Origin of the sequence: Asticcacaulis sp., assembly GCF_047605585.1 — a bacterium.
Taxonomy (GTDB): Bacteria; Pseudomonadota; Alphaproteobacteria; order Caulobacterales; family Caulobacteraceae; genus Asticcacaulis.
In genome coordinates this window covers 555,949-571,064 of the sequence record NZ_JASGFK010000001.1, presented here as the reverse complement: position 1 = coordinate 571,064, position 15,116 = coordinate 555,949, and the positions used below count along the sequence as shown (strand labels likewise).

At 62.1% G+C, this 15,116-nt stretch carries 14 protein-coding genes; 12 read left to right on the top strand and 2 right to left on the bottom strand.

Annotated features, from left to right (window positions below; translation table 11 throughout):
- The first annotated feature begins 115 nt into the window (after positions 1 to 115).
- Complete coding sequence (locus tag QM647_RS02685) at positions 116 to 754, top strand: hypothetical protein (RefSeq protein ID WP_414993927.1); 639 nt, start codon at positions 116 to 118, stop codon at positions 752 to 754.
- Here QM647_RS02685 and QM647_RS02680 read toward each other — a convergent pair.
- Positions 751 to 1,653, bottom strand: coding sequence for a LysR substrate-binding domain-containing protein (locus QM647_RS02680; RefSeq protein ID WP_414993926.1), 903 nt, complete (start codon positions 1,651 to 1,653; stop codon positions 751 to 753). The genes QM647_RS02685 and QM647_RS02680 overlap by 4 nt on opposite strands.
- 123 nt (positions 1,654 to 1,776) lie before the next feature.
- On the opposite strand from QM647_RS02680, the gene QM647_RS02675 reads away from it, so the two are divergent.
- From QM647_RS02675 to QM647_RS02660, 4 genes are all read left to right on the top strand, one after another.
- Positions 1,777 to 2,577 carry a DJ-1/PfpI family protein gene (locus QM647_RS02675; RefSeq protein WP_414993925.1) on the top strand — a complete coding sequence of 267 codons (801 nt, stop codon included), beginning with the start codon at positions 1,777 to 1,779 and terminating at the stop codon, positions 2,575 to 2,577.
- Positions 2,578 to 2,647: 70 nt separating this feature from the next.
- A complete protein-coding gene (locus tag QM647_RS02670; RefSeq protein WP_414993924.1) occupies positions 2,648 to 2,944 on the top strand; it encodes a putative quinol monooxygenase in 297 nt (98 codons plus the stop codon).
- Positions 2,945 to 2,971: 27 nt separating this feature from the next.
- On the top strand, positions 2,972 to 3,985 hold the full coding sequence (locus tag QM647_RS02665) for an aldo/keto reductase (protein WP_414993923.1): 1,014 nt from the start codon (positions 2,972 to 2,974) through the stop codon (positions 3,983 to 3,985).
- 70 nt (positions 3,986 to 4,055) lie between these two features.
- The gene (locus QM647_RS02660; RefSeq protein WP_414993922.1) at positions 4,056 to 4,505 is read left to right on the top strand and encodes a DMT family transporter; all 450 of its coding nucleotides are present in this window, start codon (positions 4,056 to 4,058) and stop codon (positions 4,503 to 4,505) included.
- Between the two features lie 7 nt (positions 4,506 to 4,512).
- Here the strand turns inward: QM647_RS02660 and QM647_RS02655 are convergent, their stop codons facing one another.
- On the bottom strand, positions 4,513 to 4,950 hold the full coding sequence (locus QM647_RS02655) for a response regulator (protein WP_414993921.1): 438 nt from the start codon (positions 4,948 to 4,950) through the stop codon (positions 4,513 to 4,515).
- A 333-nt stretch (positions 4,951 to 5,283) separates the two neighbouring features.
- Here QM647_RS02655 and QM647_RS02650 point away from each other — a divergent pair, with 333 nt between their 5' ends.
- From QM647_RS02650 to QM647_RS02620, 7 genes are all read left to right on the top strand, one after another.
- On the top strand, positions 5,284 to 6,426 hold the full coding sequence (locus QM647_RS02650) for an alginate lyase family protein (protein ID WP_414993920.1): 1,143 nt from the start codon (positions 5,284 to 5,286) through the stop codon (positions 6,424 to 6,426).
- Positions 6,427 to 7,076: 650 nt separating this feature from the next.
- Positions 7,077 to 8,411, top strand: coding sequence for a UDP-glucose dehydrogenase family protein (locus tag QM647_RS02645; protein WP_414993919.1), 1,335 nt, complete (start codon positions 7,077 to 7,079; stop codon positions 8,409 to 8,411).
- A 26-nt stretch (positions 8,412 to 8,437) separates the two neighbouring features.
- The gene (locus tag QM647_RS02640; RefSeq protein WP_414993918.1) at positions 8,438 to 9,925 is read left to right on the top strand and encodes a glycosyltransferase; all 1,488 of its coding nucleotides are present in this window, start codon (positions 8,438 to 8,440) and stop codon (positions 9,923 to 9,925) included.
- 10 nt (positions 9,926 to 9,935) lie between these two features.
- On the top strand, positions 9,936 to 11,012 hold the full coding sequence (locus QM647_RS02635; RefSeq protein WP_414993917.1) for a hypothetical protein: 1,077 nt from the start codon (positions 9,936 to 9,938) through the stop codon (positions 11,010 to 11,012).
- Positions 11,013 to 11,024: 12 nt separating this feature from the next.
- Positions 11,025 to 13,214: a tetratricopeptide repeat protein gene (locus QM647_RS02630; protein ID WP_414993916.1), complete on the top strand. Its 2,190-nt coding sequence runs from the start codon at positions 11,025 to 11,027 to the stop codon at positions 13,212 to 13,214.
- Positions 13,214 to 14,374, top strand: a complete 1,161-nt coding sequence (locus tag QM647_RS02625) for an alginate lyase family protein (RefSeq protein ID WP_414993915.1) — start codon at positions 13,214 to 13,216, stop codon at positions 14,372 to 14,374. The genes QM647_RS02630 and QM647_RS02625 overlap by 1 nt, the downstream gene beginning before the upstream one ends.
- A 60-nt stretch (positions 14,375 to 14,434) precedes the next feature.
- Positions 14,435 to 15,100 (top strand): alginate O-acetyltransferase AlgF, encoded by a 666-nt coding sequence (locus QM647_RS02620; protein WP_414993914.1) that lies wholly within the window; start codon positions 14,435 to 14,437, stop codon positions 15,098 to 15,100.
- The last annotated feature ends 16 nt before the right edge of the window (positions 15,101 to 15,116 follow it).

Genomic DNA, 15,116 nt, shown 5'->3' with positions numbered 1-15,116 from the left:
TCTGTTTTTGCGATTGACTCGCAACTTTTCTGCCGATACGTCTGGCGTAACAGTGTAATGGCGCCGGGCTTTTCGCCCGATATTAATGCGCGGCAGACAACAGAGGAATTCCACCATGTTCAGGACCATTGTTCTCGGCGCCATATGTCTGGCCGCCACTACTGTCTCCGCCCAGGCTCACGAGGTCTGGCTCGAGCGTGACGCCACCACCCTGCACGTCTATCTCGGTGATCCCGATGGCAAGCCCGATCCGGAAGCCGCGCCGCGCCTGACAGGCGGTCAGCTGCTGGTGAGTGGCAAGTCGCAGTCCGTCAGCTACCAGCTCCAGTCCGATCACCAGACCACGACTGTCGCCGCAAACGGCGATGTGCGCTGGCAGCACAATACGGTGTGGGAACCCTGGAAGACCGATGACGGCAAGTCCCAGGCCGCTGTCTACCATGCGCGCTACGGCCGTTCGGAAACGACGGGCGGCGAGGGCTACGAATTCGTGCCGGTCGCGGCCAACAGTGATACCTTTGTACTGAAATTCCAGGGTCAGCCGGTGGCCAACAAGACGGTGAAACTGGTCGATCCTGACAAGTGGACCCGGCAGGTGGCGACGGATGGCGAAGGCCGCATCACCGTGCCGGCGCGCAGCAAGGGCGAATACATCCTGATCGCGGAAAACGAAACGCCCGCCGATGTCACGGTCGGCGGCCAGAAGGTCGACAGCCTGCTGCATATCGCCACCCTGACCTACGTCGCAGATTAAACAGACAGTTCGCGCGCCACATCGGCGATCAGCGATCGCAGCCAACGGTGCGCGGGATCGTGGCGGTAGCGCACGTGCCAGGCCATTTCCACCGGAAAGGTGCCGAGATCGGCGGGTGAGGTGACGGTTTTCAGGCGGTGGTCATGCGCCAGGTGGCGGCAGATCAGACGCGGCAGAGTGGCGCAGTAATCCGTAACGGCGATCATTTCCGGCACCGCCAGGAAATGCGTCACCGAAACCGCCACCTCGCGCTTCAAGCCCTGCCGCTCCAATGCCTGAAAGAGACCGGCGCGCAGTCGGCCGGGCGGCAGCACGTTCACATGCTTCAGGCGCTCGTACTGCTCGCGTGACAGGCTGTCATGGATTTCCGGGTGTCCGGCCCGGACGACGCACTCCAGGCCCTCGTCCATCAGGTGCTGAACCACCAGATTATCCGGCGGATCGACAAACCGTCCCAGCACCAGGGCCGTGGTGCCGGAGACCACGCCGGTATCGGCAATGTCATTGCCATAGGGCACGAGACGCAGGCGGATGCCCGGTGCGCGCTGCCGCAGGCGCGCCACCACGGCCGGCATGAGCACGAATTCGACATAGGAATTGGGCGCCACGACGAACAAACGGTCCGCTTTGGCGGGATCGAACCCCTGCTGCCCCAGTATGACATCGTCGATCTGCGCCAGCGCCGCCGCGATAACCGGCGCGATCTCCAGCGCCTTGTCGGTTGGCTTCACCCCATATCTCTCGCGGATGAACAGCGGGTCCTGCAGGGTTTCGCGCAGGCGATTGAGGGTGTTGGACAGCGCCGGCTGGGTGATGCCCAGGCGTTCGGCGGCCCGCGTTACATTGCGCTCTTCCATGAGCGCGACAAATACCGGCAGCAGGTTCAGGTCGTATCGCATTCAGATATAATGCCATATGAATATCTAAAATAAAGACAATAAATTTCCGGAATATAACGCGGCGAGGCATGATCAGCCTGTCCATAAGGGACATCATTCCCTGATCAGCAAACGGAGGTTAAGATGAGCAAGGGTAAAGTACTTCTGATCGGTTCCAACGCCACCCGCATCGAGGTTCAGGGCGGCGGCACCGGCGCTACTGGCCAGTATCTCAATGAGACGGTCGTGCCCGCCATGGCCATTCTTGAAGCCGGCTACGATATCGTGCTGGCGACGCCTGACGGTACCAAGCCGCATATCGATCCAGTTTCGGATGCCCCCGAACATTTCGGCGGCGATGTCGCGGCCCATGAACGGGCACGTCTCTTCTACGCCAGCCATCCGGCAATGAACACCGTCCGCACCCTGCGCTCGGTCATCGCGGAAGGTCTCGACGCCTATGCCGGCGTCTTCGTGCCGGGCGGCCAGGCGCCGGTCGTTGACCTGATGCAGGATCCGGACCTGGGCGAGATCCTGCGCCATTTCCACAGGTTCGAAAAGCCGACCGCCCTGTTGTGTCACGGCCCGATCGCCGTGGTCTCGGCGATGCCGCACGCACGTGAGTTCCGTGCGGCCCTGATCGCCGGCGATCCGGCAAAGGCGGCGGAATGGGCCCGCGGTTGGCCGTATGCCGGTTACCGGATGACCGTCTTCTCCAACACGGAGGAAAAGGTCGTTGAGGATTATATCCTGCACGCTAAGCTTTACTTCAACATGGTCGATGCGCTGGAAACGGCGGGTGGCAAGGTGATCACCACCTCGGTTGATTTCGAGCCCAATGTGATCGAGGACCGCGAACTGATCACGGGCCAGAATCCGCGCTCCGATCACCCGCTGGCGGCCCGTTTCGTCGCCGCTCTCAACCGCGCACCGGTCCTGGTGTGACCTTCATTTCCGGCGGATGCCACCGGGCATCCGCCGGCGCTCTTCAGAATTCAGAATAAGGAACATTTCCATGTCCAATCCCGTGAAAATCATGGCCATTCTCACCGCCCGCCCAGGCCAGGCCGAAGTCTTGCATGCCCTGCTATCTGGCATGACCGGCCCGTCGCGTGCCGAGCCTGGCAATCTGCGCTATGACCTGTGGCAGGACCGGACGGACCCCACGCGTTTTGCCCTCGATGAACTCTATATCGACAGCGATGCGGTTGCCGCGCACCGGCAGACGCCCCATTTCCAGGCCTACCTGTCACGGATCAACGATCTGGCCGAACGTACCGCCTTCGTCCTCGATCCCGTCCAGGTCGCTTAACTGCCTAAAATTCAAGGAGATATTCCCATGGCCATCAAAGATATCCTGCCGGGCAAGCTCGGCTTTGGCGCTGCCCCGCTCGGCAATATGTTCCGTGACATTCCGGAAGCTGAGGCCCTGGCGACCGTGGACGCCGCCTGGAATGACGGCATCCGCTATTACGACAACGCTCCCTTCTATGGCGCCGGCCTGGCGGAAATCCGCATGGGCGAGATTCTGAAGGACAAGCCGCGCGATCAGTATGTGATCTCGACCAAGGTCGGCCGGGTGATCCTCGACGAAGTGGAGGATGTCAGTGCCCGCGCGCAGGGTGAAAAGGCCGGTGTATTCCAGTACGGCCGCGCCAACAAGATCGTCAACGACTATACCGCCGATGCTACCCTTCGCTCTATCGAGGACAGTCTGAAGCGGCTGAAGACCGACCATATCGAAATCGCTTTCGTTCACGACCTGGCTCAGGATTTCTGGGGTGATCGCTGGCTGGAAAAGTTCGAGGAAGCGCGCAATGGCGCCTTCAGGGTACTCGACCGCCTGCGCGATGAAGGGGTCATCAAAGCCTGGGGCCTGGGGGTCAACAAGGTCGAGCCGATCGAGCTGTTGCTGGAGCTCAGCGAGCCCCGTCCGGATGCCTTCCTGCTGGCCGGCCGCTACACCCTGCTCGATCATGACCGGGCGCTGCAGCGCGTCATGCCGCAGGTGGCCGAGCGCGGGCTAGGGATCATTGTCGGCGGGCCTTACAGTTCAGGTGCGCTCGTTGGCGGGCCGAATTTCGAATACGCCCCGGCGACGCCCGCCATCCTCGACAAGGTGGCGCGCATCAAGGCAATCGCCGACCGCCACGGCATCAGCATGAAGGCGGCGGGCCTGCAGTTCTCGCTCGCCAATCCGGCGGTGGCCGCCGTCATTCCCGGCGCCAGCCGTCCCGGCCGCATCGCCGAAGACCGCGCCGCCCTCGATGAGGTCGTGCCCGCCGATTTCTGGCGTGATCTGCGCCAGGCCGGTCTGGTCAATCCGCAGGCGCCCCTGCCGGGCGGTCTTTAACCCTGTCATACGGACCGCCGTGCACCGGCGGTCCGGCCTTCAAAGGTCCGTTTCCTTGAAAGGATAAGCCATGTCGACCTCTTCCACAGTTCTCGGTTTCGGTGTCCTGATGTTCTTTGCCGGTATCGGCATTCCGATCATGGCGGCACTGAATGGCGGGCTCGGGGCCCGTCTGGCCAGCCCGGCCGCCGCCTCGCTGATCCTGTTCTGCCTGGCCGCCACGATCAGCGCCATCGTCCTGACCTTCACCGGTTGGCCGCAAAAGCCCTTTGCCGGCATCCCGCCGCAGTATTTCACAGGCGGCCTCTTCGTCGCCTTCTATGCTCTGTCAATCACCTGGGCTGGGCCGCGTATCGGTGTCGGTAATGCGGTGATGCTGGTTCTGCTCGGACAGCTCGCGGCGGCCGCGGCCATCGATCACTTCGGCCTGCTGGGCGCCGTGCGCTCCCCCATCACTGTGCAGCGCGCCCTGGGCATCGCCGCCATGGTCGTCGGTGTCTTCCTGGCGCGAAAGGTATAGGGCCTGTTTATCGCGCCGAGGCGAGGGAAGGTGGGGGCGCGGCATAACCCAGTATGGTGCGCGTCAGGTCCACGATGTCTTCCAGCACGGCCAGCCGGACCGGTTTGGCGAGATGGAGATCGAAGCCGGCGCGGGCGGTATCGCGGCGGGCTTCGGCATCGTTATGGCCTGAGATCGCAATCAGCTTGGTGGCGTGCATCGACGTCATGGCCCGAATAGTGCTGGCGATATCGAATCCGCTCAGGCCCGGCATGTCCAGGTCGAGCAGGATCATTTCCGGGCTGAAGTCGCGGGCCGCCGCCATGGCGTCCTTGCCCCGGATGCAAATGCGCGCCAGGGCGCCAAGGTCTTCGACGGCTTCCGCCAGTCCGGTAGCGCAGGCGGCGTCGTCATCGACGATCAGGACGCGGAGACGTTCGGTTTGCAAGGCGTTTTCTGGCTGCATGGAAGTATGCCCGTGAGGTTGGTCACTGACATATAGGCGTCAAGTGCGTCAGTTGAATTGCAAAGCCTTCGCAAAAATCGCACGTCTTTGTGACTAAGATTCTGCGGCATGCCTGCCACGGGCGTACCAGCCGCTCGAGCCGGCAAATGACCCTATGCTCCTGTACCCTATGCCCCTGCGGAGGGTCGGTCTCTTTAATCGGGCTGACGGTATGAATCTATGCCGGCCACATCTTTGTGAACGCACAGTTTGGCCTCATTTGAAACGTTTTTGTTTGATGCGATCTGTTTTGCAGTACAACATAATCTGCCTGCAGCCATGCGGAGTGCCCTTATGTCGCACTACAGTCGCCGATTGCTTTTTCATCTTGTAGGCTTTGTGTTTCCGGCCATCGTGCCGGCGGCGCGCGCGTGGGCGGGCGGCTCATCCTATGATTCCGCAGTGCCGTCACGGACCTTTGACGGGTTGAAGTCGCCTTACGATGTGGATGGCCGCCGCGCCAGCATCGGCGCGCCTGAGGACGATCTGGACTGCGAGATGCCGCCGCCGCCGGTCACGATCCTGGATCACGAGTCGAAATATGCCTCGGGCACCCATTCCTCGGTCGTCGATCCGAAACTGGAGGCGGCCTATCAGGACAAGCTCGAGGCGGTCAGTGACTTTTACAATCCCCTGGCCCGGATTTCCGACCGTTATATGAAGTCACGGCCGCGGGCGACCGAGATCGCCATGTGCGCGTCTAACTGGCTGGAAAGCTGGGCCGAGGCCCAGGCGCTGGAGCAGGGGGTCACCGAACAGGGGCGGATGGTCCAGGCTTGGGCGCTGGCCAGCCTGTCGACCACCTATCTGAAGATCCGGACCGATCCCTATCTGTCGTCGCAGGCCAATGAGACCATCGTCAACTGGCTGGCGCGGCTGAACACGCTCGTCATCGCCAATTTCGAGACCAATGCCTCAAAGGACAGTCGCTCGAATAACCACCGCTATTGGGCGAACTGGGCGGTCTGCGCCACGGCCATCGTCCTGAACGACCAGGAAGCTTTCGCCTGGGCATCGGATGGCTTTGACCGGGCCTGTAATGCGGTCACGCCGGAGGGCACCCTGCCGCTGGAAATGGCGCGGCGAGGGAAGGCCCTGCATTATCATAATTTCTCGCTGGGGCCGCTGGTGCTGCATGCCGAGGCGCTCATCGCCAACGGCCGGCTCGATGCCTATGAGGCGGGCGGCGGGGGAATCAAACGGCTCGCCACCAAGGTTGTGGCCGGACTGGACGATCCGGATATATTCGCTGACCTGGCGGGCACGAAGCAGGATCTCAGCGGCACGCTGAAAGACACGCAGCTGGCGTGGATGGAGCCCTACTATGCGCGCTTCCAGGCGCCTGAGCTTAAAAAGTGGCTCAATCGCTACCGGCCGATGGTGGCTCAGCGTCTCGGAGGTGACCTGACCTTCCTCTTCGGGACGACCGTGTCCTGAAGCTGGCGCTTTGATCTGCGCAGCAGGAATATGACATCTATCGGTCTAACCTGACCTTTGCCAGCCACGATGGCAGGTGGGGTAATGTGGTAAAATAATACTTTTTATTTTCCAGAAATATCGCCGCGCATTTATGTTGCGCTGCACAAATTATACCCTAGTCGAGAGATTTTTGGGCGTGTGCGAGTAAAAAATACATTTTTTGATTTTAAATTTGAGGCACAATTGCGGCAAATAATAAAAAAATACTATTTTTCTCAATAATTTATAAAAACAAAGCTTTTCCACATTGCTTATTTATGTGGCTATAAATCGGTAAAATAATACTTATTTACCGTAGTGCGTAAAAACAACTCATATTTTATGCGGCATGCACCTGGTCTTGCGTCATTTTTATCGAGAATCTGAATTTTTCTCTGAAATGTAAAGGATCAATGAGGTTGAGGCTGCGGAAAAATTTTCATCCGATTATGTAAAATCATACCACACGAAATCATAACGGAAACGTGACTGGTTAATGCGATTTTTACCCTGTTGAGCGTGTTGCAGCGCGAAAAATATCTGACATAAGCTTGGGATCAGTATCGATGTTATCCGGCGGAAATGAGGGTAGACCCTTGTAGTCAATAATCCATTGTGAGGATCTGAAAATGTGTACTGCCGCGAAGCCTCGAGTGAGTGTTTTTGGTATCGGATATGTTGGTGCGGTTACGGCCGCATGTATTTGCAAGGACGGGTTCGCCGTCCATGCGGTTGATATCAGCCCGCAGAAGGCGGCGGCCCTGGGGAAGGGCATTTCCCCTATTGTTGAACCCGGATTGCCCGAATTGCTGGCCGAGGCCGTGCACGAGGGCCTGCTGACTGCCGGCACAGATGCCGACTATGCCATCCAGAATACCGACATCTCCTTCATCTGCGTGGGTACGCCCAGCCTGAGAAGCGGCAATCTGGACCTGTCCTATGTGGCCGCTGTCGCCGAGGACATTGGCCAGGCCATCCGTCACAAGGAAGAATACCACTCCATCGTCATGCGCTCGACCATGCTGCCGGGCTCCATGGACCAGACGGTCATTCCGATCCTGGAACGGGCCAGCGGCAAGAAGGCGGGGATCGATTTCGGTCTGGCCTACTATCCTGAATTCCTGCGTGAGGCGACGGCGATTGCCGATTACGAAGATCCCGCCGTGGTCATCATGGGCGTCGAGGACGACGCCACTCTGTTCACCCTGCGCCAGATCAATCACCGCCTGACCTCGCCGGAATTCATCGTCGATATCCGGACGGCGGAAGCGATCAAGTACGCCAATAACTGCTGGCACGCGACCAAGATTTCCTTTGCCAACGAGATCGGCAATATCGCCAAGGCGGCGGGGATCGACGGCCACAAGATTATGGAGGCTGTCTGCGCCGACCGCCGGCTGAACATTTCGCCTGTCTATATGAAGCCCGGCATGGCGTTCGGAGGGTCCTGCCTGCCGAAGGACCTGCGTGCCCTGCGCTACCGGGCGCGTTCGCTGGAGGTCACCACGCCGCTGCTCGATGCGGTCGCCGAGTCGAACCAGATCCAGATCGACCGCGCCTTCCACATGATCGCCGCCACCGGCCGCAAGAATATCGCCATGCTGGGCCTGAGCTTCAAGGCGGGGACGGACGACCTGCGGGAATCGCCGCTCGTCGAGATCGCCGAACGCCTGCACGGCAAGGGCTACAAGATCAAGATCTTCGATGAAAACGTGCGCTACTCCTCCCTGATGGGCGCCAATCTCAGCTATGTCCAGGCCCATCTGCCGCACCTGGCCGACCTGATGGTCGGTTCCATCGACGAGGCCAGCGAATTTGCCGACATACTCGTGGTTGGCAACAGCGATCTCCGGTTTGGCGAGGCCATCGTCAGGAAGCGCGAAGACCAGCTTGTCGTCGATTTCGTCCGCGTCTCGAAGGAGGTCCGCAGCAACGATGTCGATTATGCGGGCCTGTGCTGGTAACAGCCCCCTGACGCGAGGAAGATGCCATGAGTGGTCTGCTTGGCTACGCCGTTCTTTTGCTTGCCGTAAGCCTGGCCATGCCGGCCGAACTGTTCAATGAGCAGTCAACGCACTTCCTGCTCGCGCTCGGTTTCATCGCCTCCTGGCGATACACCTGGGCGGCGACGCACTTCGTCCGATCACTGATCTACAGGAAATGGGTCTTCCCCCGCCTGCGGCGGCAGGCGGATGACCTGGGCGCGGCTGGCCTGCCCAGCCACGCCTACCTCCTGCTGACCAGCTTCCGCATCGATGCCGAAACGACGATCGATGTCTACCGGGCAGCGATCGAGGAAGCCGCGCGGACACAAATCCCGATCACCCTGGTGGTGTCCCTCGTGGAGATGGCCGATCAGCGCCTGATCAAGCAGCTGTTCATCGCCCTGGCTCCGCCGCCGCATGTCAAGCTGGCCTTCATCCGCATCGGCGGAACAGGCAAGCGCGACGCCCTGGCGCAAGGCCTGCGCACCATACAGATGATGCTGCCTCCTCCGGGATCGGTCGTCGTCGTCATCGATGGAGATACCGTGCTCGAACCTCACTGCCTCAAGCGCAGCCTGCCTTTCTTCAAGGTCATGCCGGAGATCAGCGCCTTCACGACCGACGAGGTCTGCGAAGTCCGCGGCGCCCGCGTGTTCCATGACTGGTACAATATGCGCTTCGCCCAGAGACAGATACTGATGTGCTCCATGGGACTGTCAAAGCGCGTCCTCACCCTGACCGGGCGCATGTCGGCCTTCCGGGCCGAGGTCGCCACGGACCCGACCTTCATCCGGCAGCTCGAAGCCGACAGCATCGATCACTGGCGGCTGGGTCGCTTCCAGTTCCTGACCGGCGACGACAAGAGCACGTGGTACTGGATCCTGAAGAACGGCGGCAAGATGGCCTACATCCCCGATGTCACCGTCAGCACGGTGGAATCGCCGCCCGATGGCAATTTCCTGCGCGCCGCCACCATGCTGATGGTGCGCTGGTTCGGCAATATGCTGCGCACCAATGGCCGGGCCCTGGCGCTCGGTCCGCAAAAGATCGGCCTGTTCGTCTGGTGGACCGTCCTGGACCAGCGGATGAGCATGTGGACCGCCACCATAGGGCCCACGGCCGCGGTGCTGCTGACCCTCTATTACGGGCCGATGGCGCTGGTGGTCTACGTCTACTGGATCGCCGTCACGCGCTTCATCCAGACCCTGGCCCTGCTGACGGCCCGCAAGCAGGTCAGCTGGACCTTCCCCTTCCTCCTCTTCTTCAACCAGATCTACGGATCGCTCGTCAAAACCTACATCTTCTTCCGCCTCGACAAGCAAAAGTGGACGCGACAAAGCACGACGGCCTCACGTGACATGAGCGCCTTCAGCCGGCGGGTCATCAACATGACCTCCTTCGCCATGCACGCCACCGCCATACTTTTGTTCATTGCCTGCGTGGCGACCTACATCGGCATTATCCGCCCCTTCGTCAATTTACCCATGCTGTGAGGACTGTTGCATGTCGCTTAAAATCGTCCATGAGGCTTCGTCGCAAAGGCAGCACATCCGGCTGCGCGTCCCGATCACCGTGCGCATCGGCGACCGGACCTATACGGCGACCGACTGGTCCGTCGCCGGATTGCGGGCAGGCCCGTTCGACGTCATGCCCGCGGTCGGGCAGATCGTGCCTCTGAAGCTGCTGTTCCGCTTCGATGGCTTCGGGTTCGAGCTCGACCTGCAGGGCGAGGTGCGACAAAACCACGCCGCCAGCCATTCGGTGGGCTTCGCCTTCAGCGACCTGGAACCGGAAAGCCTGGCCCTGCTGCAATACCTGATCGGGGCGCAGTTGTCGGGCGAGGTGGTGACGGCGGGTGACGTGCTGGCCATAGTCAAGCGGGAGAACTTTACCGGTGCGCGCCTGCAGTCGAAGGACAGCGCCGGCGGCAGCAAGATCGGCCCGACCCTTCAGCGCATCGCCCTGCTGTGCGTGCTGTGGGCCATCGGCCTCGGCCTGGTCGGCTATATCGGTTACAGCGCTTATGCCCGGGCCTTCATCGTGCGGGCCGATGGCGTGCTGGCCAGCCCCGATGCCCAGATGGTGCGCGCGCCTAAGACCGGCACGGTCCTCTCGGTCGACGTCAAGTCCGGCCAGCGTGTCCTGCCCAACCAGACGGTCGGCAGCGTCGAGGGCATAGATGGCACTGTGGCCAACATGGTCGGCATGTGCGACTGCGTGATGGGCGAGGCCCTGGCCGCGCCGGGCGCCTTCATCTCGCGCGGCTCGCCCATTGTCCAGCTCGTGCCGCTCACCGGCCGCATGGGGGCGGAATTCATCGTGCCGCTGGAATCGGCGCGCAAGATCCGTCCGGGCGATCGTATCGTCGCCGATATCTATGTCGGCAACCGCTATTATTCGGGCCGCGTCGAGCGCGTGATCCTGCCGACCTTCGGCGAGACCAACGCCTATGCCAAGGTCTCCGAAGGGCTGGTGCAATTGTCGGCCGTGGTCCGGGTCAAGTTCGACTCGAAACTGCCGGCGTCGATGGTGGGGCAGCCGGCCTCGGTGCGCATCAGCACGCTGCGGGTCTTCAACTAGGTGGTGCGTGTCATGACTTCCAGCATGAACAGCCGCCGCAAGAGCCGGTTTGCCAGGCGGCTGAGAAACAGCAGCTTTCTGGCCACCCTGTCCGGTGTTCTGGCGGGCGCGATCATCGTGACGGGCAGTGCGGCCCATGCGGCCGAGGTCTGCCCGGCGCGGCCGCAGCCGCCAACGGACGGCCAGGTCAGGAAACGGGTGCCCGGCAAGATGTCGCCGATGGCGCGGCGCATGTACCAGGTGGACCAGGCCTATGACGCCGGCCATTACGATGTGGCGGAAAGCCTGCTGCAAAAGCTCGTCACCGTGCCGCGCGACAAGAACGACACGGCGCACCGGGCCTATCTGAAGCTGGCCCGCGTCCGGGTGCAGCAAGACCGGCTCGACGATGCCGAGGCCTTCGTGCTCAAGGCGCAGACGTCTAAGGACCCCAGGGTCCGCGATCAGGCGCGCTACATGCTGAGCGATATCGCCTATCGCCGTGGGATCAATGAAGCCCGGGCGAAATACGACCAGGCGGACACCTATTTCAAGAACGGCGACCTCGACACTTCCGAAGCCAGTTTCCGGCCGCTGCTCGACCAGCCCTGCCCGGTGCCGCAGGCCTATTCGGAACGCGTCAAGCTCAAGCTGGCCGCCATCAATCTGAAGAAGGGCCAGCTCGATGACGCCCAGACCTGGCTCGCCCAGGTCGATCGCTCCGCCGATCCCGATCTCGCCACCGCGGCTGCCGGTTTCGACGCCAGTCTGGCGCAGAAGCGGGTCGATGTCGCCGCCCGCGCCGCCTTCGATGCCGCGGACCAGAAGGTCGATACAGGGGATTTCGCCGGCGCCGTCGCCGCCGATAATGCGGCCCTGACCCAGTACGGCAATGCCTCGCCGCCGGTGGTGGTCGGCGGACGGCTGAACCTGGCCGATCACCTGTCCCTGCAGGGGCGCTTCGATGAGGCCCGCGCGGTCGTTCAGGGCATCAGTCTCGATGGCAGCGATCCCAATCTGGTCGACCGTCGGGCGCGCATCGCCAAGCGCATCGACGACCGCCAGATGGACGCCATGGCCAATGAACAGATGCGCCTGGCCGAGAAGGAGATAGCCGCTTCCCATCCGCAAAAGGCGCTCGCCATTTATGACGGCATGGTCACCAATCCCGGCCTGTCGCCGGAATGGCATCAGCGCGCCCAGCTGCGCCGGGCTTCCATCCAGCGTAAGCGCTTCGGCTTCAGCGCCGCCAAGGCGGATATCGACGCGGTTCTGGCCGCGCCGGCCACGTTTGCCCTGGCAAGCAATGCCCAGGATGCATCTGCCACCCTGGCGGAAGCCACCCCGGTCCAGACCTTCCTGGTATCGGGTGGCGTGGGGATGCAATATGACGACAATGCCCCGGCCGTGGTTTCGGCCATCCCCGGCGAAGATGGCACCGTGCCCTATCCCTCGAACCAGAAGTTCGCCGATGGCGCGACCACCTTCGAGGGCGATATCGAATACCGTCATCGCCTGTCGGGCTCATACAACTATTTCACCGCCGAGGTGGGCGTCAATGTCGTCGATCAGTGGTCGCTGAATCCGCTGGACCGGGCGAAGATCTCCTCAAACATCGGCGGCGTCTTCTACCTGCCGTCACAGGCGGCCAAGCTGGAAACCGGCCTGATGTATAACCGGGTCTATCGCGGTGGCGACTATCTGAGCCAGGGCGGCGGGGCCTATCTTACCTATACCCGTTTCATAGGTTCGCGTCGTCTGATCGGGCATTACGAGGTCGAACGGCTCGATGACACGCGCGTCGGGCGCGACAGCTGGCGCCAGACCGCCTCCCTGCAATCAGGCCCTTCCGGCCGCTATGGCGTGAGCGGCGGCCTGATCGTGTTCCGCGACAACACTGAGGATGAGTCGCTGCGCCAGACAGCCCTCAGTCTCAATGCGGCCTATGACTGGAAGGTGAAGACCCTGAAGAACTGGGTGGTCAATGCCAATGTCAACGGTTCGATCCGCAGGGCGCGCTATGACGCGGTCTCACTGGACGATTTCGGCAATCCGGGCCACCGCTCCACCACGCGCACGCGGCTGGGCGGCGGCATATCCTGGCTCAATGCCCAGAATATGGAGATCGGCCTCGAATACGTTCACCTGGAGCTCGAAGACAGCTCGCTGTCCTATAACCGCAGCGACAACCAGATCAACCTGTCAGTGACACGGCGGTTCTGATGGGCACAGGCAGCTTCCTCACCGGACTGACAATGGACCGGCGCCGCCTGCTGGCGGGTCTGGGGGCAATCGCGGCCTTCCCGCTGACGGGCGCCTCCTGCTCGGCGGAAACCACCCTGCATCCGCCTTTTGCCGTACCATTTCCCGACAAGAAGGCCGGCAAGGCGAAATCGGTGCCGGCGGTCGAGCCGATAAAGGCGCTCAGCAACGAGTCGCGCTACCGACGGGATGATCCGACCCGCTCGATTGTCGATCCGGAACTGTCCGCCGCCTACGATGAGGCAGTGGCTCCCTTGCGCACCTTTTCAAAGGCCGTGGTCAAGTCGGCCAACCGCTTTGTCAGCTCGGGGGGAAAGGACCTTGAGGCGGCCGCCCAGGTCAGCGGCCTGATCGGCAGGTGGGCCGACGCCGGTGCCCTTAAGGACGCCAGCAGCGAGACGGCCTATTTCAGCCGGCTGTCGGCGCTCAATCCGGCGGCGCTGGCGCTGCTGCAGGTGCAGAACGCGCTGAAGGACGCGGATTTCGACCGCTGCGATGACTGGATCCGCTCTTGCACGAGCGATACACGGGCCTATTACAGCGGTCTCAATTCGCAAAGCTCGCGCAATAATCACCGCTACTGGGCCGGGTTGGCTGTTCTGGCGTCCGGCATCGCCGGCAATCGCTCCGATGATTTCGACTGGGGCGTGGATGCCGCGCGTATAGGTCTTGAACAGGTCACGGACGAGGGCGTGCTGCCGCTCGAACTGAAGCGTGGCCAGAAGGCGCTGTCTTATCATGCCTACGCCCTGGGGCCGCTGGTGATGATCGCCGAGGCTGCCGCCTGCAATGGCAATGACGATCTCTACGCCATGAATGAGGACGCCCTGCATCGCCTGGTCGATTTTACCCTGTCGCAGATCGACGACCCGGACCGCATCGCGCGTCTGGCGGGGATCGAGCAGGAGCGGCTGGGCGCCAATAACACCACTTTCGATCCGGTCGATATCGCCTGGCTCGAAATCTACGAGTCGCGGTTTCCGGGGCGAAGCCGCTGGAGTTCGCGGATGAAAAAGATCCGCCCCCTGTCGGCCAGCGGCCTGGGCGGCAACCTGACCCTGCTGTTCGCCGGCCAGCACGATGACGACGACCCTCCGGACAACAAATCAAAACGCGGCTGAGCTGCGGCCGGATCGAGATCAAGGGGAATGGTGGCGGGCAAGACCTTCAAGGAGACGACTATGAAACTGCTGACTGCAAAACACTTCCTGGCCACGGCGCTGATTGCCCTCTCGGCGACATCTCTTTCCGGCGCTGCCCGGGCCGGCACCGATTCCGGCCTCTATGCCGCGGCGCCCCCGCCCAATTCCGTCTTTATCCGCATGGTGGCGGCGCCCGGCGATGGCCACGCCGTGGCGGGCACGATCGGCGCGGCGAAATACAGCGTCGCCGCCGGCACGGCCAGCGCCTACAAGGTCATCCCTTCGGGTCAGACCGTCCTGAAGGTGGGGGCGGTGGCCAAGCCCCTGACCCTGATGGACGGTCACTTCTACACCCTGGTGGTCGGCGGCTCGCAGGCTCAACCGGCCTTTAATCTGATCGACGACCCCAAGCTCGACAGCAAGGTGAAGGGACTGATCACCTTCTATAACCTGACCGGCCGGCCGAACCTCTCGCTCAAGACCGCAGACGGCAAGGCGGTGGTGGTGGCGACCACGCCGTCCGGACGGGTCGGCTCGCGCAGCGTCAATTCGGCGACCACCGGCTTTGCGGTCTTCGACGGCGCGGCCGCCGTCGGCACGGTCGCCCCCCAGACGATCGAACGCGGCAATGCCTATTCGTCGATCGCCCTGGAGGCGGGTGGTCGCCTGAAGGTGCTGTGGGTCCGCAGCGTGACCGGCCGCTGACCCTGAACTGAACGTC

What these genes read in the sequence shown, in the direction of transcription:
- QM647_RS02685 (WP_414993927.1), top strand. Translation starts at nt 116, where the DNA reads ATGTTCAGGACCATTGTTCTCGGCGCCATATGTCTGGCCGCCACTACT.
- QM647_RS02680 (WP_414993926.1), bottom strand. Translation starts at nt 1,653, where the DNA reads ATGCGATACGACCTGAACCTGCTGCCGGTATTTGTCGCGCTCATGGAA.
- QM647_RS02675 (WP_414993925.1), top strand. Translation starts at nt 1,777, where the DNA reads ATGAGCAAGGGTAAAGTACTTCTGATCGGTTCCAACGCCACCCGCATC.
- QM647_RS02670 (WP_414993924.1), top strand. Translation starts at nt 2,648, where the DNA reads ATGTCCAATCCCGTGAAAATCATGGCCATTCTCACCGCCCGCCCAGGC.
- QM647_RS02665 (WP_414993923.1), top strand. Translation starts at nt 2,972, where the DNA reads ATGGCCATCAAAGATATCCTGCCGGGCAAGCTCGGCTTTGGCGCTGCC.
- QM647_RS02660 (WP_414993922.1), top strand. Translation starts at nt 4,056, where the DNA reads ATGTCGACCTCTTCCACAGTTCTCGGTTTCGGTGTCCTGATGTTCTTT.
- QM647_RS02655 (WP_414993921.1), bottom strand. Translation starts at nt 4,950, where the DNA reads ATGCAGCCAGAAAACGCCTTGCAAACCGAACGTCTCCGCGTCCTGATC.
- QM647_RS02650 (WP_414993920.1), top strand. Translation starts at nt 5,284, where the DNA reads ATGTCGCACTACAGTCGCCGATTGCTTTTTCATCTTGTAGGCTTTGTG.
- QM647_RS02645 (WP_414993919.1), top strand. Translation starts at nt 7,077, where the DNA reads ATGTGTACTGCCGCGAAGCCTCGAGTGAGTGTTTTTGGTATCGGATAT.
- QM647_RS02640 (WP_414993918.1), top strand. Translation starts at nt 8,438, where the DNA reads ATGAGTGGTCTGCTTGGCTACGCCGTTCTTTTGCTTGCCGTAAGCCTG.
- QM647_RS02635 (WP_414993917.1), top strand. Translation starts at nt 9,936, where the DNA reads ATGTCGCTTAAAATCGTCCATGAGGCTTCGTCGCAAAGGCAGCACATC.
- QM647_RS02630 (WP_414993916.1), top strand. Translation starts at nt 11,025, where the DNA reads ATGACTTCCAGCATGAACAGCCGCCGCAAGAGCCGGTTTGCCAGGCGG.
- QM647_RS02625 (WP_414993915.1), top strand. Translation starts at nt 13,214, where the DNA reads ATGGGCACAGGCAGCTTCCTCACCGGACTGACAATGGACCGGCGCCGC.
- QM647_RS02620 (WP_414993914.1), top strand. Translation starts at nt 14,435, where the DNA reads ATGAAACTGCTGACTGCAAAACACTTCCTGGCCACGGCGCTGATTGCC.